Source organism: Dactylosporangium sp. NPDC000244, from assembly GCF_040300725.1.
Lineage (GTDB): Bacteria > Actinomycetota > Actinomycetes > Mycobacteriales > Micromonosporaceae > Dactylosporangium.
Map to the genome: position 1 here is coordinate 92,621 of NZ_JBEPEH010000019.1, position 17,898 is coordinate 110,518.

17 protein-coding genes are annotated in these 17,898 nt (G+C 67.2%); 13 read left to right on the forward strand and 4 right to left on the reverse strand.

All coding sequences use genetic code 11. From position 1 onward, the window contains the following. Window positions 1–14: 14 nt before the first annotated feature. Entirely contained in the window at window positions 15–1,010 is a 996-nt protein-coding gene (locus ABT369_RS26660) for a hypothetical protein (protein ID WP_350615884.1), read from the forward strand. Further along, window positions 1,007–2,452 carry an argonaute/piwi family protein gene (locus ABT369_RS26665; RefSeq protein ID WP_350615886.1) on the forward strand — a complete coding sequence of 482 codons (1,446 nt, stop codon included), beginning with the start codon at window positions 1,007–1,009 and terminating at the stop codon, window positions 2,450–2,452. The genes ABT369_RS26660 and ABT369_RS26665 overlap by 4 nt, the downstream gene beginning before the upstream one ends. Here ABT369_RS26665 and ABT369_RS26670 read toward each other — a convergent pair whose 3' ends face one another. The 4 genes from ABT369_RS26670 to ABT369_RS26685 all read right to left on the reverse strand — a co-directional run bounded on the left by ABT369_RS26670 (window position 2,453) and on the right by ABT369_RS26685 (window position 9,493). Further along, window positions 2,453–6,559: a tetratricopeptide repeat protein gene (locus ABT369_RS26670; protein WP_350615888.1), complete on the reverse strand. Its 4,107-nt coding sequence runs from the start codon at window positions 6,557–6,559 to the stop codon at window positions 2,453–2,455. Window positions 6,560–7,257: 698 nt separating this feature from the next. After that, the gene (locus ABT369_RS26675; protein ID WP_350615890.1) at window positions 7,258–7,977 is read right to left on the reverse strand and encodes an A24 family peptidase; all 720 of its coding nucleotides are present in this window, start codon (window positions 7,975–7,977) and stop codon (window positions 7,258–7,260) included. Window positions 7,978–8,610: 633 nt separating this feature from the next. Further along, the gene (locus ABT369_RS26680; RefSeq protein WP_350615891.1) at window positions 8,611–9,075 is read right to left on the reverse strand and encodes a winged helix-turn-helix transcriptional regulator; all 465 of its coding nucleotides are present in this window, start codon (window positions 9,073–9,075) and stop codon (window positions 8,611–8,613) included. A gap of 106 nt (window positions 9,076–9,181) precedes the next feature. Beyond that, the gene (locus ABT369_RS26685; protein ID WP_350615892.1) at window positions 9,182–9,493 is read right to left on the reverse strand and encodes a hypothetical protein; all 312 of its coding nucleotides are present in this window, start codon (window positions 9,491–9,493) and stop codon (window positions 9,182–9,184) included. A 474-nt stretch (window positions 9,494–9,967) separates the two neighbouring features. Between ABT369_RS26685 and ABT369_RS26690 the strand changes: the two genes are divergently transcribed. The 11 genes from ABT369_RS26690 to ABT369_RS26740 all read left to right on the forward strand — a co-directional run bounded on the left by ABT369_RS26690 (window position 9,968) and on the right by ABT369_RS26740 (window position 17,862). After that, window positions 9,968–10,540 carry a hypothetical protein gene (locus ABT369_RS26690; RefSeq protein WP_350615894.1) on the forward strand — a complete coding sequence of 191 codons (573 nt, stop codon included), beginning with the start codon at window positions 9,968–9,970 and terminating at the stop codon, window positions 10,538–10,540. A gap of 251 nt (window positions 10,541–10,791) precedes the next feature. Further along, complete coding sequence (locus tag ABT369_RS26695) at window positions 10,792–11,484, forward strand: hypothetical protein (protein ID WP_350615895.1); 693 nt, start codon at window positions 10,792–10,794, stop codon at window positions 11,482–11,484. Beyond that, entirely contained in the window at window positions 11,481–12,173 is a 693-nt protein-coding gene (locus ABT369_RS26700; RefSeq protein ID WP_350615897.1) for an SAF domain-containing protein, read from the forward strand. Before ABT369_RS26695 ends, ABT369_RS26700 begins: the two co-directional genes overlap by 4 nt. Next, entirely contained in the window at window positions 12,173–13,012 is an 840-nt protein-coding gene (locus ABT369_RS26705; protein WP_350615898.1) for a CpaE/TadZ family protein, read from the forward strand. The genes ABT369_RS26700 and ABT369_RS26705 overlap by 1 nt, the downstream gene beginning before the upstream one ends. Continuing rightward, a complete protein-coding gene (locus tag ABT369_RS26710) occupies window positions 13,002–14,513 on the forward strand; it encodes a TadA family conjugal transfer-associated ATPase (protein WP_350615900.1) in 1,512 nt (503 codons plus the stop codon). Before ABT369_RS26705 ends, ABT369_RS26710 begins: the two co-directional genes overlap by 11 nt. Next, on the forward strand, window positions 14,510–15,454 hold the full coding sequence (locus tag ABT369_RS26715; RefSeq protein ID WP_350615902.1) for a type II secretion system F family protein: 945 nt from the start codon (window positions 14,510–14,512) through the stop codon (window positions 15,452–15,454). The genes ABT369_RS26710 and ABT369_RS26715 overlap by 4 nt, the downstream gene beginning before the upstream one ends. Beyond that, entirely contained in the window at window positions 15,436–16,317 is an 882-nt protein-coding gene (locus tag ABT369_RS26720) for a type II secretion system F family protein (RefSeq protein WP_350615904.1), read from the forward strand. Before ABT369_RS26715 ends, ABT369_RS26720 begins: the two co-directional genes overlap by 19 nt. Before the next feature lie 39 nt (window positions 16,318–16,356). Next, window positions 16,357–16,539, forward strand: a complete 183-nt coding sequence (locus tag ABT369_RS26725) for a hypothetical protein (protein ID WP_350615905.1) — start codon at window positions 16,357–16,359, stop codon at window positions 16,537–16,539. A gap of 5 nt (window positions 16,540–16,544) precedes the next feature. After that, window positions 16,545–16,994, forward strand: a complete 450-nt coding sequence (locus ABT369_RS26730) for a TadE/TadG family type IV pilus assembly protein (RefSeq protein WP_350615907.1) — start codon at window positions 16,545–16,547, stop codon at window positions 16,992–16,994. After that, a complete protein-coding gene (locus ABT369_RS26735; RefSeq protein ID WP_350615909.1) occupies window positions 16,991–17,437 on the forward strand; it encodes a TadE/TadG family type IV pilus assembly protein in 447 nt (148 codons plus the stop codon). The genes ABT369_RS26730 and ABT369_RS26735 overlap by 4 nt, the downstream gene beginning before the upstream one ends. Further along, window positions 17,434–17,862 (forward strand): pilus assembly protein TadG-related protein, encoded by a 429-nt coding sequence (locus ABT369_RS26740; RefSeq protein WP_350615910.1) that lies wholly within the window; start codon window positions 17,434–17,436, stop codon window positions 17,860–17,862. The genes ABT369_RS26735 and ABT369_RS26740 overlap by 4 nt, the downstream gene beginning before the upstream one ends. Window positions 17,863–17,898 lie beyond the last annotated feature (36 nt).

Consider the following 17,898-nt stretch of genomic DNA (forward strand, 5'->3'; position numbering starts at 1 on the left):
CACCAGCTTGCCTGGTGGAAACGCGTCGACACCTGGTTCGCCGAGCCGGCCCGCCGGCAGCGGCGGGTAGTGACTTCGACAAGGATCTGGACCGCTTCGACCCAGCGGCGTTCAGCGCGCTGTCGACCCTCGGTGTGCCGGTGGGACAGCCGCTACCCCGACTGGAGGGCAGCGAACGGTTGGTGTCCAACCTGCTGCGGATCGAGGGGTTCGGTCCAGCCATCTACTCGGCGTCCACGCCGTGCCGTGACCGTGCGGACGCGTGGGAGCGGATGGGATCCAATGGGGCCTTCGAGAGCGGCTTCATCCTCTCGTCCGGTCGGATCTACTCCTTCCGTTCGTTGGACGACGGCCCGCTCGCCGTGTTGTGTGACGGACCTGTCACGTCGTCGCCGACATCGCAGTGGGCGGACACCGAAGACGACGACGTACAGCGACGTTTCGTATCCCTGCTCAACTTCACGCTGCGCTCCGCCCACCATCCGGCCCTCGTCTGGCACCCGAAGAAGAAGATCGTCTACTACCAGGCGCCGCCCGACCTTTCCAGCCGGAAAGTCAAGGGACGCTACCGCGGCAGTAAGGGTCGCCGGTTCTTCAACCCGTACTACGGCAAAGACGACACCACCAAGGTCAAATACTGTCGGCACTACGCCGCAGGGCTGTACTTCCGGCGCTGGTCGGGCCGGTGGTACCTGGAGATCAATCCGACCTACCACTTCACAATCGATGGCCGGCGGGACTCGCTGTACGACGCCGAGTACGTCAAGAAGATCAAACGGCTGGAGCGCAACAGCGCGGTCTACCAGCTCGTCCGGGCCTGGGCGGACTACCTGCAGGGAGAGGACACCCTGTTCGCCAGCCGGGACGAACGGATCATCTTCGGTGACTTGCTGACCATAGAGGCGGACGCGGCCATCGACGAAGCGGCGTGGATTCCGCCGCCAGACCCGGTCCCGGCCGATCCCGGCACCGGCAACCTCGTCGCCGGGCTGTGGGATGTGACCGCGTGAAGGCCCGTGTGCTGCACGAGCCCGAGCTGGAGTTCCGGGCCGGCAACCGGCACATCGACCCGCGCTATGGCATTGCGGTGTACGGTCCCGCCGATGCGGATGCGCCTACCGCCCCGCGTGGCATCCCGGTCGGGCTAGTCGGACCACCAGATGCGATCGACGGGATGCGGCGGTGGCTGCAACGCTGCCGGTCGCCGATCGATGCCTTGCAGGCCAAGCCCGGCCAGGAGAACCTGCACCTGCCGTTTCCGGGGTTCAGCACGGAGTCGAGCTTCGGCGCCGAGCTCGTCTTCGACGACGCCCTGGTCCGCGAGATCCCCGACCGGCAACTGCGACGGCTGGCCAGGGCGGACGTCGCGTCCGCCATCGCGGAAGCTACCGGTCTCTACACCGACGCCGCACGGTCCCTCGCGGAGACCGGACGCTGCCGCGTGATCATCTGCGCCCGACCGGACGAACTGCATGACCACGACGACACGTCGGCCCCTGGCATCGGTGAGAACGGCGAGACTGAACCCGACGACAGCGGGCAGATCGGCCGTGACTTCCACGATCTGCTCAAGGCCGCAGCGCTCAGCCTGCCCTGCCCGCTGCAACTGATGCGCCGGGACACGTGGGAGGGCACTACCAAGGGCAGCCAACGCCCCCGCCCGCTGCAGGATGAGGCGACCCGGGCGTGGAACCTTCACACCGCTCTGTACTACAAGGCTGGCGGCACGCCGTGGCGGATGCCGCGGCACAGCGCCGACCTGGCCAGCTGCTACGTGGGCATCAGCTTCTACCGGACGCGAGACGGCGCGGAACTGCATACTGCCGTCGCTCAGGTGTTCAACGAACGTGGCGACGGTGTTGTCGTGCGCGGCGGTACCGCGAAGATATCTAAGGCGGACCTGCAACCCCATCTCACCGAAGCCGACGCGCGCAAGCTGCTCATCGACGCCCTGGCCGAGTATCGGCACACGCACGGCCATCAACCGGCGCGTGTGGTCTTGCACAAGACCTCCATGTTCAGCAGGCCGGAGACGGCGGGATTCCAGGGCGCCGCGGACGACCGGGAGATCGATTTCCTGGAACTGCTGTGGATCCAGCGCCGCGCCGCGCCGCACCTGTTCCGCACCGGTCAACTGCCACCGCTGCGCGGCACATCGGTGCGGCTCGACGAACGCAGCCTCCTGCTGTACACGCGCGGATCGATCCCGTACTTCCGGACCTACCCCGGCATGTACGTTCCGCAACCGCTGCTGGTGCGACCCGCGGGTACCGGCACCGACCTGGACACCGCGGCGATCGACGTCCTCGCCCTGTCCAAGATGAACTGGAACAACGCCCAACTCGACGAACGGGACCCGTTGACTCTGCGGACCGCGCATCGGGTCGGCGCGATCCTCAAGCAAGTGCCGGCCGACGCGCAGATCGCTACCCGCTACGCGTTCTACATGTAGTCAGGCTTGGCTTTGTCCTGGGGTCAACTCCTGCTCAATGGCGGCGCGGTGCTGCGCGGCGAGCCGACCTGCCAGTTCCGCAGGACTGGAGCGTCCGAGGCCGCGCAGGATGTGTGCGTATCGGTCCAGCGCGTCGGCGAGCAGTCGGCGGGATTCCGGTGGTGCATCCGCAGGGACGATGGTCGTATATTCGAGGATTGCTTCACGCTGTCGGGCGGCGGCAGCCTCGGGTTCGCCATCGTCGGTGAGGCGAGCGGCGAGAGTCTCCAACGCATCAGCGAGCCGCCATCGGTCGTTCGTGTCTGGCTTTCTGATCTTGCGTAGGGTGTCGACGACCTCGATCGCCGCAGCGAGCGCGGATGTGCGCTGGCCGAGCAGTGCATGCAGTTCGCCCTGGTGGCGCAAGCACCTAGCAAGGTGGGGCAGATGTGCCTCAGGGTCGATCGCGGCAAGGCGTCGGTTGGCCGCTACAGCCTCGGCTACCTCGCCGAGCGCTTCTCCGGGTTGGCCAGCGTGCAGCGCCAGGTGACCAACCTCGGCCAGGCTTTCGGCCAGATCGGACAGACGCAGTCCGGAGTCGCGGTCCACGAAGTGGCGGTAGATCACGACAGTCTCACGAGCCGCCGCCAAGGCAGCCTCGTGCTCACCCGCGCCCGACAGCGCGGTAGCCATGTTCCGAAGACTGATTGCGAGGCTGAGTCGGTGGTGATCCGCACCATCGGTCGCAAGAGCTCGATAGATCTGCACTGACTCCTGAAGTGACGAGAGAGCTGCGGCGCGGTTTCCGAGCTGCGTTTGCGCCCTGCCCAGGTTGCCGAGCGCGGCAGCCAAGTCGGCAAGGTGCCGGCGAGGGGCAACGGCGGCTAGTCGACGACATGTTTCGACTGCCTCGGTCGCGGCTGACATTCCGGCCTGTGGTTGTCCCAGCTGCAACCAGTGGCCGCACAGGTTGATCAATAAAGTCGCAAGCGCGGGCTCGTGTGTAGCCGGGTCGCGCGAGGCCAGGGTACGGATGATGTCCGCCGCTTCTTCGGCGGCTTGGATACCTTGAAGTGCACGTCCCGCCTGCGAACAGATGGCGGCAAAGTTCGTGAGCGCCGTTGCGAGGGCGCCCTCGTGTCGGCCGGGGTCCGCCGCGCAGACGCGGCGGTGCACGGCGACCGCCTCGCGGGCTGGGGCCACGGCGCGGTCACTGCGCTCGATCGCGGCCCAGCATGTCGCCAGACCGACAAGTGCAACGCCAAAGTCATGCAGGTATCGAACCGGTTCCGCGGCAGACAGGTTCCGGTAGATGTCGACGGCTTCTTCGACGTGTTGCAGCGCCTCGCGATGGTTGCCGTCGGCGAGCAGGGCAGAGTGCGCATCGAGCAGCTCGTCGCCCAGCCGAGGTAGATGTCGTGCCTGATCCCCTTCGGTTAGTTTCCGTCGGATGGCGAGCGCCTCCTGCGTGAGCTGGATGGCTTGCTCTTGCGCACCGGCTTGAGTCAACAGCTGCCCGTACCGGCTGAGCGCAGTAGCAACATAGGGAAGGTATTGCTCAGGATCGCCTGTCGCCAGGTCCCGATATACGGCCAATGCGTTGGCAGCGCGCGGCAACGCTTCCTCACCGCGACCAAGCGCATCAAGGCAGAGGGCAAGGTTGAACTGCCCGGCCGCGACGTCGCGCTGGTGACGTCTCGGGGTCGCGCTGATCTGTACGACGACCTCGATGACGTCAACCGATTCCTCGGCGGCCGGGAGGGCTGCAGCGGCCTGCCCGAGGTGTGTCAGTTGGCCGGAAAGGTTGGTGAGGCTGGCGGCCAGCCCCCGCAGGTGGTCCTCTGAGCCGTCGGCGCTTAGGCTTCGAAACGTCTCGACTGCCTCTCGAACGGCGTCGAGGGCCGCGTCGTCTCGCTCGGTCGCCGCGAGCGCCGTGCCGAGATCGACGAGCAGGCTGGCGAGATCTGCGCGGTTCGCGTCCTCGTTCAGATGGCCGAGCTGGCGACGAATCTCAACCGCCTCTTGCAGGTATGGCAACGCCTCAGTCGCCCTGTCGGCCTCCATGAGCAGGGATCCGAGGTTGCAGAGCATGTGGGCCGCGACACCACGAAAGAGATCTCTCTGCTCCGCGTCGCGCCCCGGGTCGTCGATCAGCCGGCGCAGTCCGTTCAGGTACAGCTGGTTCATCGTGGCGGCGAGGGCGTTTGACAGCGGACTGAATTCCCTGACGTGTTGTAGTGCCTCGCCGGCCACACCAACCAGCTCAGCCCCGGCCATGCCGTGTACCTCGCAGAGGATCAATGCGGCATTGAGCGACCCTGCGAGCGCAGCGTCACGGTTATTGACGGCGAGTTGTGTGAGCGGGGAAAGGTAGGTAGCGAGAACGTCGCGCAAAACCTTACGAGGGCCCGCGTGCTCTTCCGCGGCGAGGCGAACGGCATTGAGAAGCTCCGCGGCACGATGCTGGGGAAACGCCGGGTGTGCCAGGACAGCGGTCGCGACTTGCTGCAGGTCTCCGTCGTTTGTGCCTTCGGTGGCTTCCCTCATGAGATGTCCGGCCAGCAGATCCGGTGTAAGGCCGCAGTGTTCGCCCGGAAACAGATCGTGTAGCCAGCGCATGGCCTTGTCCCGCTGGTGCATGCGTGCTGGGCCGGCCAGTTCGGGCAACGCCTCTAACAGGTCCAGGCCATCGGCTGGCGTGGGCTGCGCAAGCGTGCCGAGCAACACCAGCCGTTGGACATGGTCGGGGTGCAGGCCGTCGCTGCCGTCTAGCCGGTGCGCGGCCAGGCGTTCGTTCCACCGTCGTCGTTCGCGTCCAAGCAGCGCATTGAGCAGGCGTCGCCGCTGGCCGCCGGGCGCGCTGGTCATTCTCTCACCGTGCACCGCCAGCAGGACCGCCATGTGAATGAGCAGGGGACTGTCGAAGTCCTCGGCCACAAGATCGACCTGTGCCGGTGTTGTCTTACCCAGCCGCTTTGCGAACGCCCGTGCGGCGGCGTGTGCGTGTTCGGACCGTTCGTTCGCGCTGAGTGGTTTGTCGCCAAGGTCGACGACATATGCCTCGCCGCCGCGGCAGTAGCCGGCGATTGCCGGACGGAGCCATTCCCACCATCGTCCACAATGGCGCGCGGTCAGCAGGATCCGGACCTGTGCACCGTCGGGGCGATCGGCGAGCCGAGCCAACAGCGCGGCAATCGAGTCGCCGTCCGTCTGGTCCCCGTAGTCCAACGCAAGCAACGTCGGGCGGCGGATGTGTTGCGCGGCCACCTTGGTCAGGTCTGTCGCCCATCCCGCGTCCCATCCGGCGCTTTCAAGTTGCCGGCAGACCTCGGCGGCGAGTCGGGTCTTTCCACTGCCGGCGTGGCCGATCACGACAGCGACCGCAAGCGGGTCTGTGCCTCTGCTCCAGCCGCAAAGGTCTTCGAGAATGCCTCCACGATCGACAAAGGGGACAATTCCGAACTTCGGCGCCAGTAGCTGAAGGTCTGTCGGTCTGGCGGGTTCGGGGTCGTACGCGGCGCGCAGGAGGCCCTTCCGCTCCTGTGCGTGGTCGGATGAAGACTCAAGCAGCAGGCTTGCGGGAAGGCGCAGGTATTCCTCTGCGATCCAGTGCAGATCTGGATCTGCCAGGTTGCTGGCAATCGCGTGACAGTCCCAGATGTCGAGCTCCACGTTGTAAGTGGTTCGGGCCATTTCCTGGAGGTCATGACGGATTCCAACGGGCAGGCTGTCCGCCGTGAAGGCGACGATGTGGTCGACCCGCCCGCCGGCGCTGCAGATTTTCTCGACGTCTTCGCGGATCTTGGCGGCTAGCCCATGTCGCTGCAGAGTGCACGCGCAAACGATGGCGTTCGACGAGGCCAGAGCTACGAAGGCCGACGAATTGGGCAGTTCATCGCGCAGGAACGTGCGGAACGATTCGAAGTCACGGCCTTGATCGCCGCCCGCGGATACCGGACCCGTGGCGGGCAGCACGTTGCTCGCGATCCTGCGTCTGGTCAGCTCCCGGCAAAGGTGCTCGAACTCGTGATGCCCGTTGTAGCTACTCAGCTCTTTCAACGCGGACACGATTATCTGCGCGAGCCGGGGCGGCGTCGTAGCACCTCCCATGATCACAACAGCTCCCACCGTTTCTGCTTGACGCTTCATGAGATCCGAATTCCTGGCCGAACCCGGCCCAGGTGACTCGTCCGTCCTCCCGAGATCTGTGACGGCCCCAGCTATACGAGTATGGCGCCGTCCTACGACAGTTCCGTGTCCACAGCACTGGATGTGTGCCGCCGAACGGCCGAGGCTGTGGCGGTGACGTCGACCCCGAGTTATTCACAAGCGCCTCTGTTGTCCACAGCGGTGCCCATTGGGCCTGACGCCAATAGCGCCTGGGCGGGCACGGTGGTCGCAGGCGCCGCTCACAGCCCGCCGAGTCGTACGCGGTGCGATCACGGCCAGTTCCACCACGTGTTGGACCGGGAGCCGCGGTACTTCAACGACGCCAACTGACGACTTGAATCCCACGCAGCGCCTGCCGCTCGTGCCGTGGGCCCCGCACGCCGTCGAGCCGCGACCCGCACGCCCGAGTCCGACCCGAACGGTGCGTTAGGCCGTGCAACTGTCCAGCCCGGTGCCGATTCTGTGTCGCAGGCGGCTCACAGCTGGGGCATCGGCGAGAAGGCCAGCGCACCCGTGACGTTGGCGGACGTAAACCTCTTGCTCATTCTGACCCGCGGCGAGGATGTCACGCCGTGTTGTACCTCGACCAGGCGACGTGCCGTCCCACATCGTGTCGGACATGACAGCCGTCCGACATTGGCGATGGAATTCCGACATCAGCTACGGGAACCGACAAGGCCGACCGCGGTGACTACGACGACCAATGCAGCCAGATACCAGAACGGTCCTTGCGGCAGATGGGTCTTGCGCGTAGCCCGCCGGGTCACGATGAGTCCGATGCCGACCACGGCCGCCGCGCCCGTGGCCAACATCGCCATCGCGTACAACGCCAACCAGCCGGCCCACGCCACAGCACCGCCGATGGCCAACGCGAACCGTACGTCACCCCACCTGACCGTCGTGGGCGCCACCATGGAGCAGACAGCCACCATCGCAGCGGAGCCCAGCCCCCCGAACACGAGCCGCAGCCAGGCTTCGAAGTCATTCACAGCTGCAGCCTGGCCCAGTAGCAGCGCGCCGAGGCCGCCCGCAGCCAGATAGCACAGCCTGGCCGGTAGCCGCTGCACAGCCAAGTCCACGAACAGCAGCACCGTCCCCACGGCACTCCACCAACCGAACGCCACCAACGCCAGGTCTCGGATGCCCGCCACCACCAGCAAAGCCAATGATGCGACAAAGACCAGCTCAACCGTCCACGGCGGCGGACCGAGCCGCTGACCGCAGACACCGCATCGCGCCCGCGGTGTGATCGACCCCGTATCCCCCCGGGGACCAAGCGGCGTTGAACATCGCGGGCAGGCGCGCCGCCACGATCGGCCAGCCGAAACCGAGTGACGCACGATCGTCCAGCGCAGCAACGGCGTCAGGAAGACCACGCAGCACACAGCGCGTACTGGTACACCCAGAAATCTGCAGCCGTTGACGCCTGCCACCCCGGCACCTCGAAGGCCAGCGGTTCCGGTCGAGCCGGGGCGCAGACCGATGCGGGCGGCTTCGGCCCGGCCCAGGTCCGGCGACGCGGTTGTCCCGTTCTTCCGCACAGACACCTTGGACCTCCAGGAACGCGCCGACATGGCAGCCCTGTCGTATCGCGTCGAGGGCCCGCTCCGCCACGGTCCGTGGAATCCGCACCGCCAGGTGCGTGCCACGACGCACGAACCGAGTGGCGGGCAGTGTCAACGTCGTCGACGTCGGGGCACTCGGGTGGATCGGGGGAGCACGAACCGTCGTTCCAATCGCCGATCTTGCCGTCGAGGCTCACAACCCTGCGGCCTTGCGGATGGGCGTCGCCGACCCGACCTGGCGAAAACCCTGTGCGTAGCAATCTAGAGTCAGCCAAGCGCCGCACGGTTCAGCTCGGTAAATCATGTTCGTCGGCACGGCCATGCCGACGGACACGAAACCAGCATTACGCCGCGGAAAAGGCAGCGCAGCTTCCCCGAAGTGGCGTCGTTGCCGGCGACGACACGCGAAGAATAGTCCGCTAAATGTTGGTCCGACGGTTTAACTCATCGCTCCTCGTGCGGGTCGTCGAGTTCATCGGGCTCGGACCCGTCGGCGGAAGCATCAGGCCGGCGGTACTTGTCGTAGAGTTCGCTGATCTGGGCCAGAACGCCAACAATCGAACGGCCGTCCGCGGTGAGGGCGTGTGCACGCTGCGACCGTGTGAGCGGGACCTGGTGAACCAGTCCAGCGTCAGTCAAATGTCGTAGCGTCTTGCTCAACACCCCTTCAGTGAGCTCTGAGTACTCCTTGCGAATCGCACGCGCGAGTTGCATGTAGCGGAGTGGCCCTTCCGACAGATGCGTGAGGACGACGAGGTCCCATTTGCGGGCAAAGATCTGTCTCGCGTTCTGGACATGCGATGAATCCACGCAGCTCCCCCTCAGCCCCCGCCGCTCGACGCCGCGTGATACGGCGTGAGTTAGGTCATGCGCAGCCTTCAAGGTCACAAGGCGCAGCGGCGCTGTCAAGGGAAAACCTTTGTGATGGATACGACGCCCACCGATACGTGCGGATTATGGGGATCCTTCGATTCCGCACACAATCGACATATCGAATAAAACGGTCGTTCGGGCGTCACGAAATTGAGTAAGCACCTGTCGGCATGCGAGTAATCGACACCGCCAGGGTGTCGAGCAGATCCATCAGCGCGTGTCCGGCCGGGGTCAGTGCATACAGACCCGCTGATGATCCCTCGACTGGCTCCACCATCCCCAGCACGCGCAGCGCCTTCAACTCATCAAGGAACAATCCGGTATCCACCCCGCTCGGTGCTGCGTTGGGCAAGGGCTTCCCGTCCGCAACCGTGGCGAGCGCCTCCAGCATGAGCGGTCGTCCGATCAGGTCGAGCGCTGATCCCAGGACCTCAATAGTGATGGGCTCGGCCACCGAGCGGCCCCCTCGCGGCATCGGACTGTCCATGTACGGCGGTAAATCCGCGGCGCCGTGTTGCGGTCAGTGTGGACCTCGGCAGTGGGGATGGGCAACACCCGAAGAGATGAGTGAATCGGCGAATTCTCCACCCCTCGAAGTGCGCACCTGCGAGGCCGGACCTCACGGTACGGCGATTGCGGACCGTGGCGGCTCGACTGCATTGCGAGGTATGACCTTGTGAACGGTGCTGCAACTTGCAGCTGGAGGTGGATGAATGCTCGCACGGGGGGACGTGTCCGGCCCGAAAGGGGCCGGCAGACCGATGCAAACGAAGGGGAGTGCCCGGCTTGGGTTCGGGCTCCTCCAGGGCGCATCGAACAGGCACGATGGCGGAATGACCTGGTATGGCCACGCGAGGCCGCGGTGTCGGAGCCAGGTCGGTCGCATGCGCACCAGCGCTGCGTTCGTCGTTCTGCCTGGGAGGCTCACATGATCCGCCGCTTGCACCCTGCGCCTGCGTTGGTTGCGCTCGCGATGGCTGGCTGCACGTTGAGCGCGTGCACCGACAAGGCGCCGGCGACGCGGGCGAGTGCCAGTCCGGCGGCCAGCGCGCCGTCGTCCAGCCCGACGGCCGACCCGCGCGTGGCACAAGCGGTGCAGGCGGCGACCGCGGCGTACCAGGGCTACATCCAGTACTGGGCCATCGCTTCGCAAGCTGCGGATCCGAACAACGCCGATCTGGCCCGGTATGTCGCCGACCCGCTGCTGAGTCTGACGCGGCACAACATTCAGCGGCTGCGCGACAACGGCCAGGTTCAGGTCGGCGCTCAGACGGCAAGGATTGTGAGTACGCAGGCTGATGTCGACGCGGCCCAGCCAGTCGTCACCATCCATGCGTGTCTGGACTACAGCGCCTTGAAGCTGGTCTACAAGACCAATAGCAGCCCCGTGCCCAACAGCGCCATCAAGAACCCCAAGGTCGCCACTGTCGCCACTGTGTGGCGGTACCAGACCGGCCAGTGGCTGGTCAACAAAGCCGAGGGCGGGACAGACCCATGCTAGCGGCCCGGATTCGTTCGGCTTTCGGCCTCATCGTGAGTGCGGCTGCCGCAGGCACGCTGCTGGCGGTTGGCGGTGCAAGTGTAGCGGCGGCAGCGCCGCCGATCCTGGCAGGCCCAGGCGGTGGTGGCGGCTGCGACACGAGCGTCGACCCCTGGTGCTGGTCCGATGGCCATGGGCCGGGCGGGGGCGGCGGAGGTGGTGGCGGCGGAGGTAGTGGAGGCGGCTCAGGATGTACCTGGAATGGACAGACGATGCCGTGCACCGACCCGCAGTTCGGCACCTACATGGGCGGTGGTTGCTACTGGAAGGCCATGGTTCCGCCGCCGCTGGCTCCGCCGCCCGGCGGTCAGGACCCCGCTAAAGGTGCTTGGGGCACCAAGACTTGCTATCAGAGCCCCGGCAGCGACTTCGTGACCCAGGTCTACTACTGGAATCCGAACCCGCCGGACGCCGGTCCGACTCCGGCGCAGCTGGCGCAGCAGGCGCTGGCGAAGCTGCACCTGCGGGGAGCGCAGATCGGCATCGCGCCCGAACCTGGCGGCAGTGGCGCGGTTGGCCTGCCGGTGTGGATGTGGACGGCCGTCACACCGGAGACCTGGGGTCCGCAGTCGGCCAGCGCGAGCGGCGGGGCGATCACCGTCACCATCACCGCGAAGGCGTCGCGGATCGTCTGGAACATGGGCGACGGCCACACCACGACCTGCGCGAATCCGGGCACGCCCTACGCCGCGAGCTACGGCAACACCGACTCGCCCACATGCGGCTACCGGTACACCGTGCCGTCGAGCACCACCACACACCCGCATGGGAGATATCAGCTCACCGCCACGACGTACTGGACGGTCGCATGGGCCGGCGGTGGGCAGACCGGCGTGCTCAACCCGACCAGCCAGGCGCAGAGCAGCGTTGAAATCGGCGAGATTCAGGCGGTGACCTCCCAATGAGCACCATCAACCGCAGCACCGTCGACGCTGCGAGCGCACCCCCGACCGCTGCGTCGGCCTCGCTTGCCCGGCTGCCTCGGCGACGCAGCCTGGGCATGTGGGCGCTCGGCGTCGTCCTGGTCGTGCTCGGCTCCGTCGGGGCGTACCTCCTCGTCGTCCAAGGCGGCATGACCCATCCGTATTTGGCCGTGAGTCACAAGGTGGCCTACGGCGCCGCCATCCAGGACAGCGATCTCGTCGTCATCAACGTCAACGCGGCCGTCGGGCTGAACCCGATCCCCGCGGCGCAGCGTGCGCAGGTGGTCGGGCAACACGCGGCGGCCGAGCTCTACCCGGGCACGCTGCTGACCCAAGACCAGCTGACGAAGACCGCCGTTCCGGGACCCGGTCAGCAGCTGATCGGCATCGAGTTGAAGCCCGGACAGCTGCCCGCACGCGCGCTGAAGCCCGGCGACGCGGTCGTGTTGGTGGTCGTCCCGCCGACCGGACTCGCCGGCGTCCCGGACCCGCAGAACAGCACGCCCGCGGCGCAGCCATCCAGCATCCCCGCCACTGTGGCCGGGACGTCGGGGCCGGCGACCAACGGCAACGTGCGGGTGGACGTGGCGGTCGCGACGGCCGACGGATCGGTGGTGGCGGCGATGGCTGCGGCCGGCCGCATTGTCCTCGTCGTGACGACGAGGAGCTGATGATGGCCCTGATCGCGGTGTGCTCAGCGAAAGGTTCACCGGGCGTCACCACGACAGCGCTCGCCTTGGCGCTGCGCTGGCCACGACGTGTTCTGCTGGCCGAGTGCGACCCGGCCGGAGGCGACCTCGCGGCAGGGTTTCTGCGCGAGGTTGCCCTCGACGGTCGCGGCCTGGACCGGTTGACCTCGACGCTGGCCCGGCGGCCGTTGACCACCAACACGCTGTGGAACGAACTGGTCGACCTGGCACCTGACGGGGACTCGGCGAGGACGAAACTGCTGCTCCCCGGTCTGGCCGACCCGGCGCAGGCCGCCACCTGGGGCGAACCACAACGCACTGGCCAAGCGGCCGGCTGGGACCAGCTCGCAGCACAGCTGCCGATGATCCGCGACGGTGCCGAGGAGTACGACGTCATCGCCGATTGCGGCCGACTCGCCGCAGCTCACCCAGCAACCCCGCTCATCACGAAGGCCGACCTCGTCCTGCTGGTGCTGCGCCCGACGCTCATCAGCGCCCGCGCCGCCTCCGCGGCGCTGCAGCATCTGCTCCAGCCGGGCCGTCCACCGGTAGCGCTGGTCACGATCGGCGACGGTAGCTACCGCACGAAGGAGCTGGCGCTGGAACTGCGTACCCCCGTCGCAGCGGCGCTGCCGGACGACACCAGGAGCGCAGACGCTCTGAGCCAAGGCAGCACACCCCGTCATGGCCGGCTGCTCCGCGCTGCCGGTCGAGTCGAGCCCGCAATCCGGCGGATCTGCGAGGAGGACGGCCTGCCTGCCGCATCACCGGCGGTTCTGGGTCGTCGTCGCGTTGCCGAGGAGGCCGGCGTTGTCCACTGACGCGCGCAACAACGGCAACAGCAACGGTCGCCGACCTGACCCGACGGTTTTGGGTGCGGCCGTCCGTGCGCAGATCAACGGCCGCTACACCGCACCACCACCGGATGTGCTCGAGGAACGCGCAGGGTCATCGCGGTCCGTGCCGCCGCTCGACGACGCGGTGGTGCGTGCACTGCACGAGCAGGCCGCGCAACTGCTCGCGGCGGAGTTCCGCGGCAATACCGACCAGAGCCCCGAGGACCGGCGCGCGATCGGTGAGGACATCGCAGCGCAGGTCGTCCGCGCTCACATCGACGCTCGTCGGCAGACCGGCGAACGCGTCGCGGATGAGTATGAGCAGCGGCTGCTGGACATGGTGTTGGCGTACCTGTTCGGACTGGGCCGTCTCCAGCCGGCCACCGATGACCCCGATGTCGAAAACGTCATCGTGCTCGGTCATCAGCGGGTGCGGATCGAATACGCCGACGGGCGGGTCGAGACCGGTCCGCCGGCAGCCGCCAACGACCACGAGCTGTTGCAGACGATCCAGCGCATCGCCTCGGTAGGCCAGCGCAACGAGCGGGCCCTGACAGCGTCGAAACCCACGTTGCACATGCGGTTGCCGAATGGCAACCGGCTCGCGGCGATGCACGTGGTCACTCCGGCACCGGTCATCGTGACCCGCCGGCACCGCACGAAGCGCGTCAACCTCGACGACATGGTGAACCTGGTCGCCATCGACCCGGTGTTGCGGCACTTCCTGGCCGCGATCGTCCGTGCCAACCTCAACGTCATCCTCGCCGGACCGCCCGGCTCGGGCAAGACCACCTTGATGCGGGCCATGGCCACGGAAATCCCGCGCACCGAGTGGTTCGCCACGATGGAGTCCGAGCTCGAACTCGGCTTGCACGAGACCGGCGAATTCGACTGGGTGCTGCCGATCGAGGCGCGCGAAGGTCACGGCGAACTCGGACCGGACGGACGCCCGACTGGTGAGGTGTCGCTGGAGCAGCTCTTCCCGGACACGCTGCGATTGTCGATGCGACGGGTCTTGGTCGGCGAGGTGCGCGCGGCCGAGATCGTGCCGATGTTCGACGCGATGAACACCATGCGAGGCTCCATGTGCACGCTGCACGTCCGCCACGCCGACGGCGTGCTGCTGCGCATCGCCGAGCTGCTGATGCGCTACGGCGCCGCGAACTCCCTGACCGGCGCCTGGCTCACGGTGGTCAACGCGTTGGACTACATCATCTACTGCGACATCATCGACGAACGACCGATCGGCGGTCAGCAGCACCGATTCGTCAGCCACGTCATCGAAGTCGTCGGCATGGGCGACGGACTGCAACCAACCACCCAGGCGATCTTCGGCCCGGGGCCCGACGGGCGGGCACGCCCGAAGGTCCACCCGCAGAAATCCCGCGCCCAACTGCTCCGCACTGGATTCGACCTCGACTGGCTGAACCAAACCGACGGCATGTGGACACAGCCGCTGCGCACCATCGTCGGCGGTGGCCGATGAGCCCGGCACTGCTGGCCGCGGTATCGGCGGCAGGTCTGCTTGCCGGCGCGGCCGTCCTCGTCATCGCGGCGATCGGCACGCACCAACCTGCCCGGCCGCCCTCAGCAGCCACCAGAAGGTTGAAGGCCCTCCTCGGCGTCGGGCTCTCGGCCCGAGAGCGGAACGTCCGACGGCTCCTGATCGGGCTGGCCATCGTCGCGACCGTCGCCGTCTGGCTCTACACGGGCTGGCCGGTCGGCGGCTTGACCGCTGGAGCCGCCGTGCTGGTGACCCCGCTGCTCTACACCGTCGGTGCTCGGGAACGCGAGGTGATCGAGGCGCTGGAGGGGCTGGAAGTCTGGACCCGCCGACTGAAGAATCTCGTCCTTACCGGACACGGCCTGATCTCGGGGATCATCAACAGCGCCCGGACCGCACCGGCCCCGATCGCCGCCCAGGTCGCCGACCTCGCCGCCGACCTGCAAGCCGGCACCGATCCCGAGATCGCCTTGGAACGCTTCGCCGACAAACTCGACGACTTCCGGGCCGACGAAGTGATCGCATCGCTGATGCTGCACGTCAGCGACCGCGGTCAGCGACTGTCCGACGTGCTGGACTCGGTCGCCACCACCGCCGCCGACGAGGTTGCGATGCGGCGAGACATCGCGGCGGACCGGGCGGAGCCGCGGTTCGTGGCGAGGTTCATGACCACGCTGACCTTCCTCGTCCTGGCCGTGCTGTTCCTCAGCTCCGCGTACGCGCGGCCGTACGGGATGCTCGTCGGGCAGCTCGTGCTGGCCGCGAACATGCTCGTCCTTGCCGGACTGCTCGCCTGGGTACGGCTGCTGACGCGGGCGATTCGGCACGGCCGATTCCTCGTCCCGGCGGCACAGCGTCGTCAGCCGGTAACCCCGCAGAAGATCACCTCGTCCGGTCGGCGGGAATGGACGGCCGCCCGATGAACGTCCAAGTCTTGTTCGTACTGCTGACCGGTGCCTTGGTTGGACTCGGCATCCTCGTCATCATCCGGGCGATGCGACCCGCAGTGCCTGCCCTCGGGCCAGCGCTGCGTCAGCTACGTCCAGCCACCGCCGATGAGCGCCGGCCGGTGGTCCACGTTCGCGGGCCGCTGGGCGCGCTGGCCAACCGGCTCCGCATCCCCGCGTCCGAGCTCGCCCTGATCGGGTACAGCGCGGAGCGGTATCTCACCGAGAAGCTGGTATTCCCGCTCATCGGCCTGCTGTTCCCGCCGGTCTTCTCACTGATCCTGGCGATGTCCGGCGTGCGCCTGGGCCTCGCCATCCCAGCCGCGGTGGGACTGCTATTCGCGGTGGTGTTCTTCTTCCTCGTCGACGTCTCCCTCCGGCAGAAAGCAGCAGAGGCACGCGAAGAGTTCCGCCGGCACGTCGCCGTCTACCTCAACCTCGTCGCCCTGCAAATAGCCGCCTCCCGCGGGCCGTCGGAAGCCCTCGAAGCCGCAGCAGCCCGCGGCGGCTGGGTCTGCGAACGCATCCGGGAATCCCTGCGCGTCTCCCGACTCCGGCTCGAACCACCGTGGGAAGGACTCAAGGACGTCGCCGCCCAGATCGGTGTGCCCGACCTCGGCGACGTCGGCGACATCATGACCCTCGCCGGGGACGAGGGCGCCCCGGTCTACGACACCCTGCGCAGCCGCGCGAAGTCGCTCAACTCCGCCCTGCTGGCCAAGGACAAGGCCCGCGCAAAGACCGCCACGACCGTGCTGTACATGCCGACCAGCCTGATGGTCCTGGTGCTGTTCATCGCCGGTGCCTACCCGTTCCTGTACCGACTCATCACCACCTGACGACCTCCTCTGTCACACGACGGGGAGAAAGGAGCAACGATGCAAACGATCGCACCAACAACGCACACGCTGCGTCGCCGCTGGCGCGCAGCACGCGCCGATGACCGTGGCGCCACATCAATCGAGTGGGCCATGTTCGCACTCCTCGCCCTGTTCATCGCCGGCCTCGTGGTCGGCGCCATCACCATCGCGATCAACAACCGGATCCCCGGAATCAACTAGCCGACATGACATCGGAACGCCCAGCAGCAGCTGGTGCCGCGCAACCACCCCGCCGGGAGAGCCCCCGTCCCCGGCGGGGCCAGCGCGATGACCACGGCTCCGGGTCCATCGAGTTCGTGATCACCGCCGCCGCGGTGCTCGCCGTCGTCTTCCTGGCCATCCAGGCTGCCAACTTCTACTACGCGCGGTCCATTGCGGTCGCCGCCGCGCAAGAAGCGGTTGACGCCCAACGCGCCTACAACGCTGCCACTGGCGCCGGACAGACGGAAGCGGAAGCGTTCATCGCCTCGGCCGGCGACAGTCTCTCCGACGTCAGGGTCACCGTCACCAGCGACGGCCGTACTGTGCAGGCGACCGTCGACGGGCACTGCCTGTCGATCGTGCCCGGCTTCTGCGCCGTTGTCGGTGTCCACGCGACCGCCCACGGCACCGTGGAACGGGTGACCAGCCCATGACCGAACGACGCAACCAGCGGCGCTGGTCCAGCGACCGTGGCTCGGCAGCGATCGAGGCGGCAATGCTGGCACCGGTCCTGCTCGCGCTCGTCGGTTTGGCTATCGCAGGCGGGCGCATCCAAGTCGCAGGCGGCGCCATCGAGGGAGCCGCGCACGATGCTGCCCGCGCTGCCTCGATTGCCCGCACCGAAAGCCAGGCCCGTGCCGACGCCTACAGCGCTGCCAGTGCCGCCCTCGATCAACAGGGCCTGCACTGCACGCAGCTCACCGTCGTCGTCGACACCAGCGGCTTCGCCGTACCGGTCGGTCAACCAGCCACCGTCGCCGCGTCCATCACCTGTGTCGTCGACCTCAGCGACATTGTCGTTGACGGTCTGCCAGGTTCACGAACGATCAACGCGACGTTCGTGAGCGTCCTGGACACCTTCCGGACCCGCACATGACCAGACCCCCACGGCTCAGCCGCTTCGAGCGGAACGACGACGGCCGCATCGCGCTGTTGGCGCTCGTGCTGGCGTTCGCCGTCCTCCTCATGATCGGGCTCTCCGTCGACGGCGGCGGCAAGATCCGGGCGATGCAACGGGCCGACAACGTCGCCAGCGAAGCAGCTCGCGCGGCCGTGCAGGGAATCCTGGCGCCGCAAGCGATCGAAGGTGGCGACAAGGTCGTCGACCCCGCCGCGGCAGTGGCCGCTGCGCAGAACTACCTCGCCGCCGCTGGCGTCACGGGCGTCGTCGACATAGCGCCGGACCGCAAACACGTCACCGTCACCGTGACGATCACCTACACCACCCTGTTCCTCGGCCTGATCGGCATCAACTCGCTCACCGCGACCGGACACGCCACAACCGTTCTGGTCGCCACCTAGCTGCATCCGGCAACGCCGAGCCCAGGAGAGGAGCAA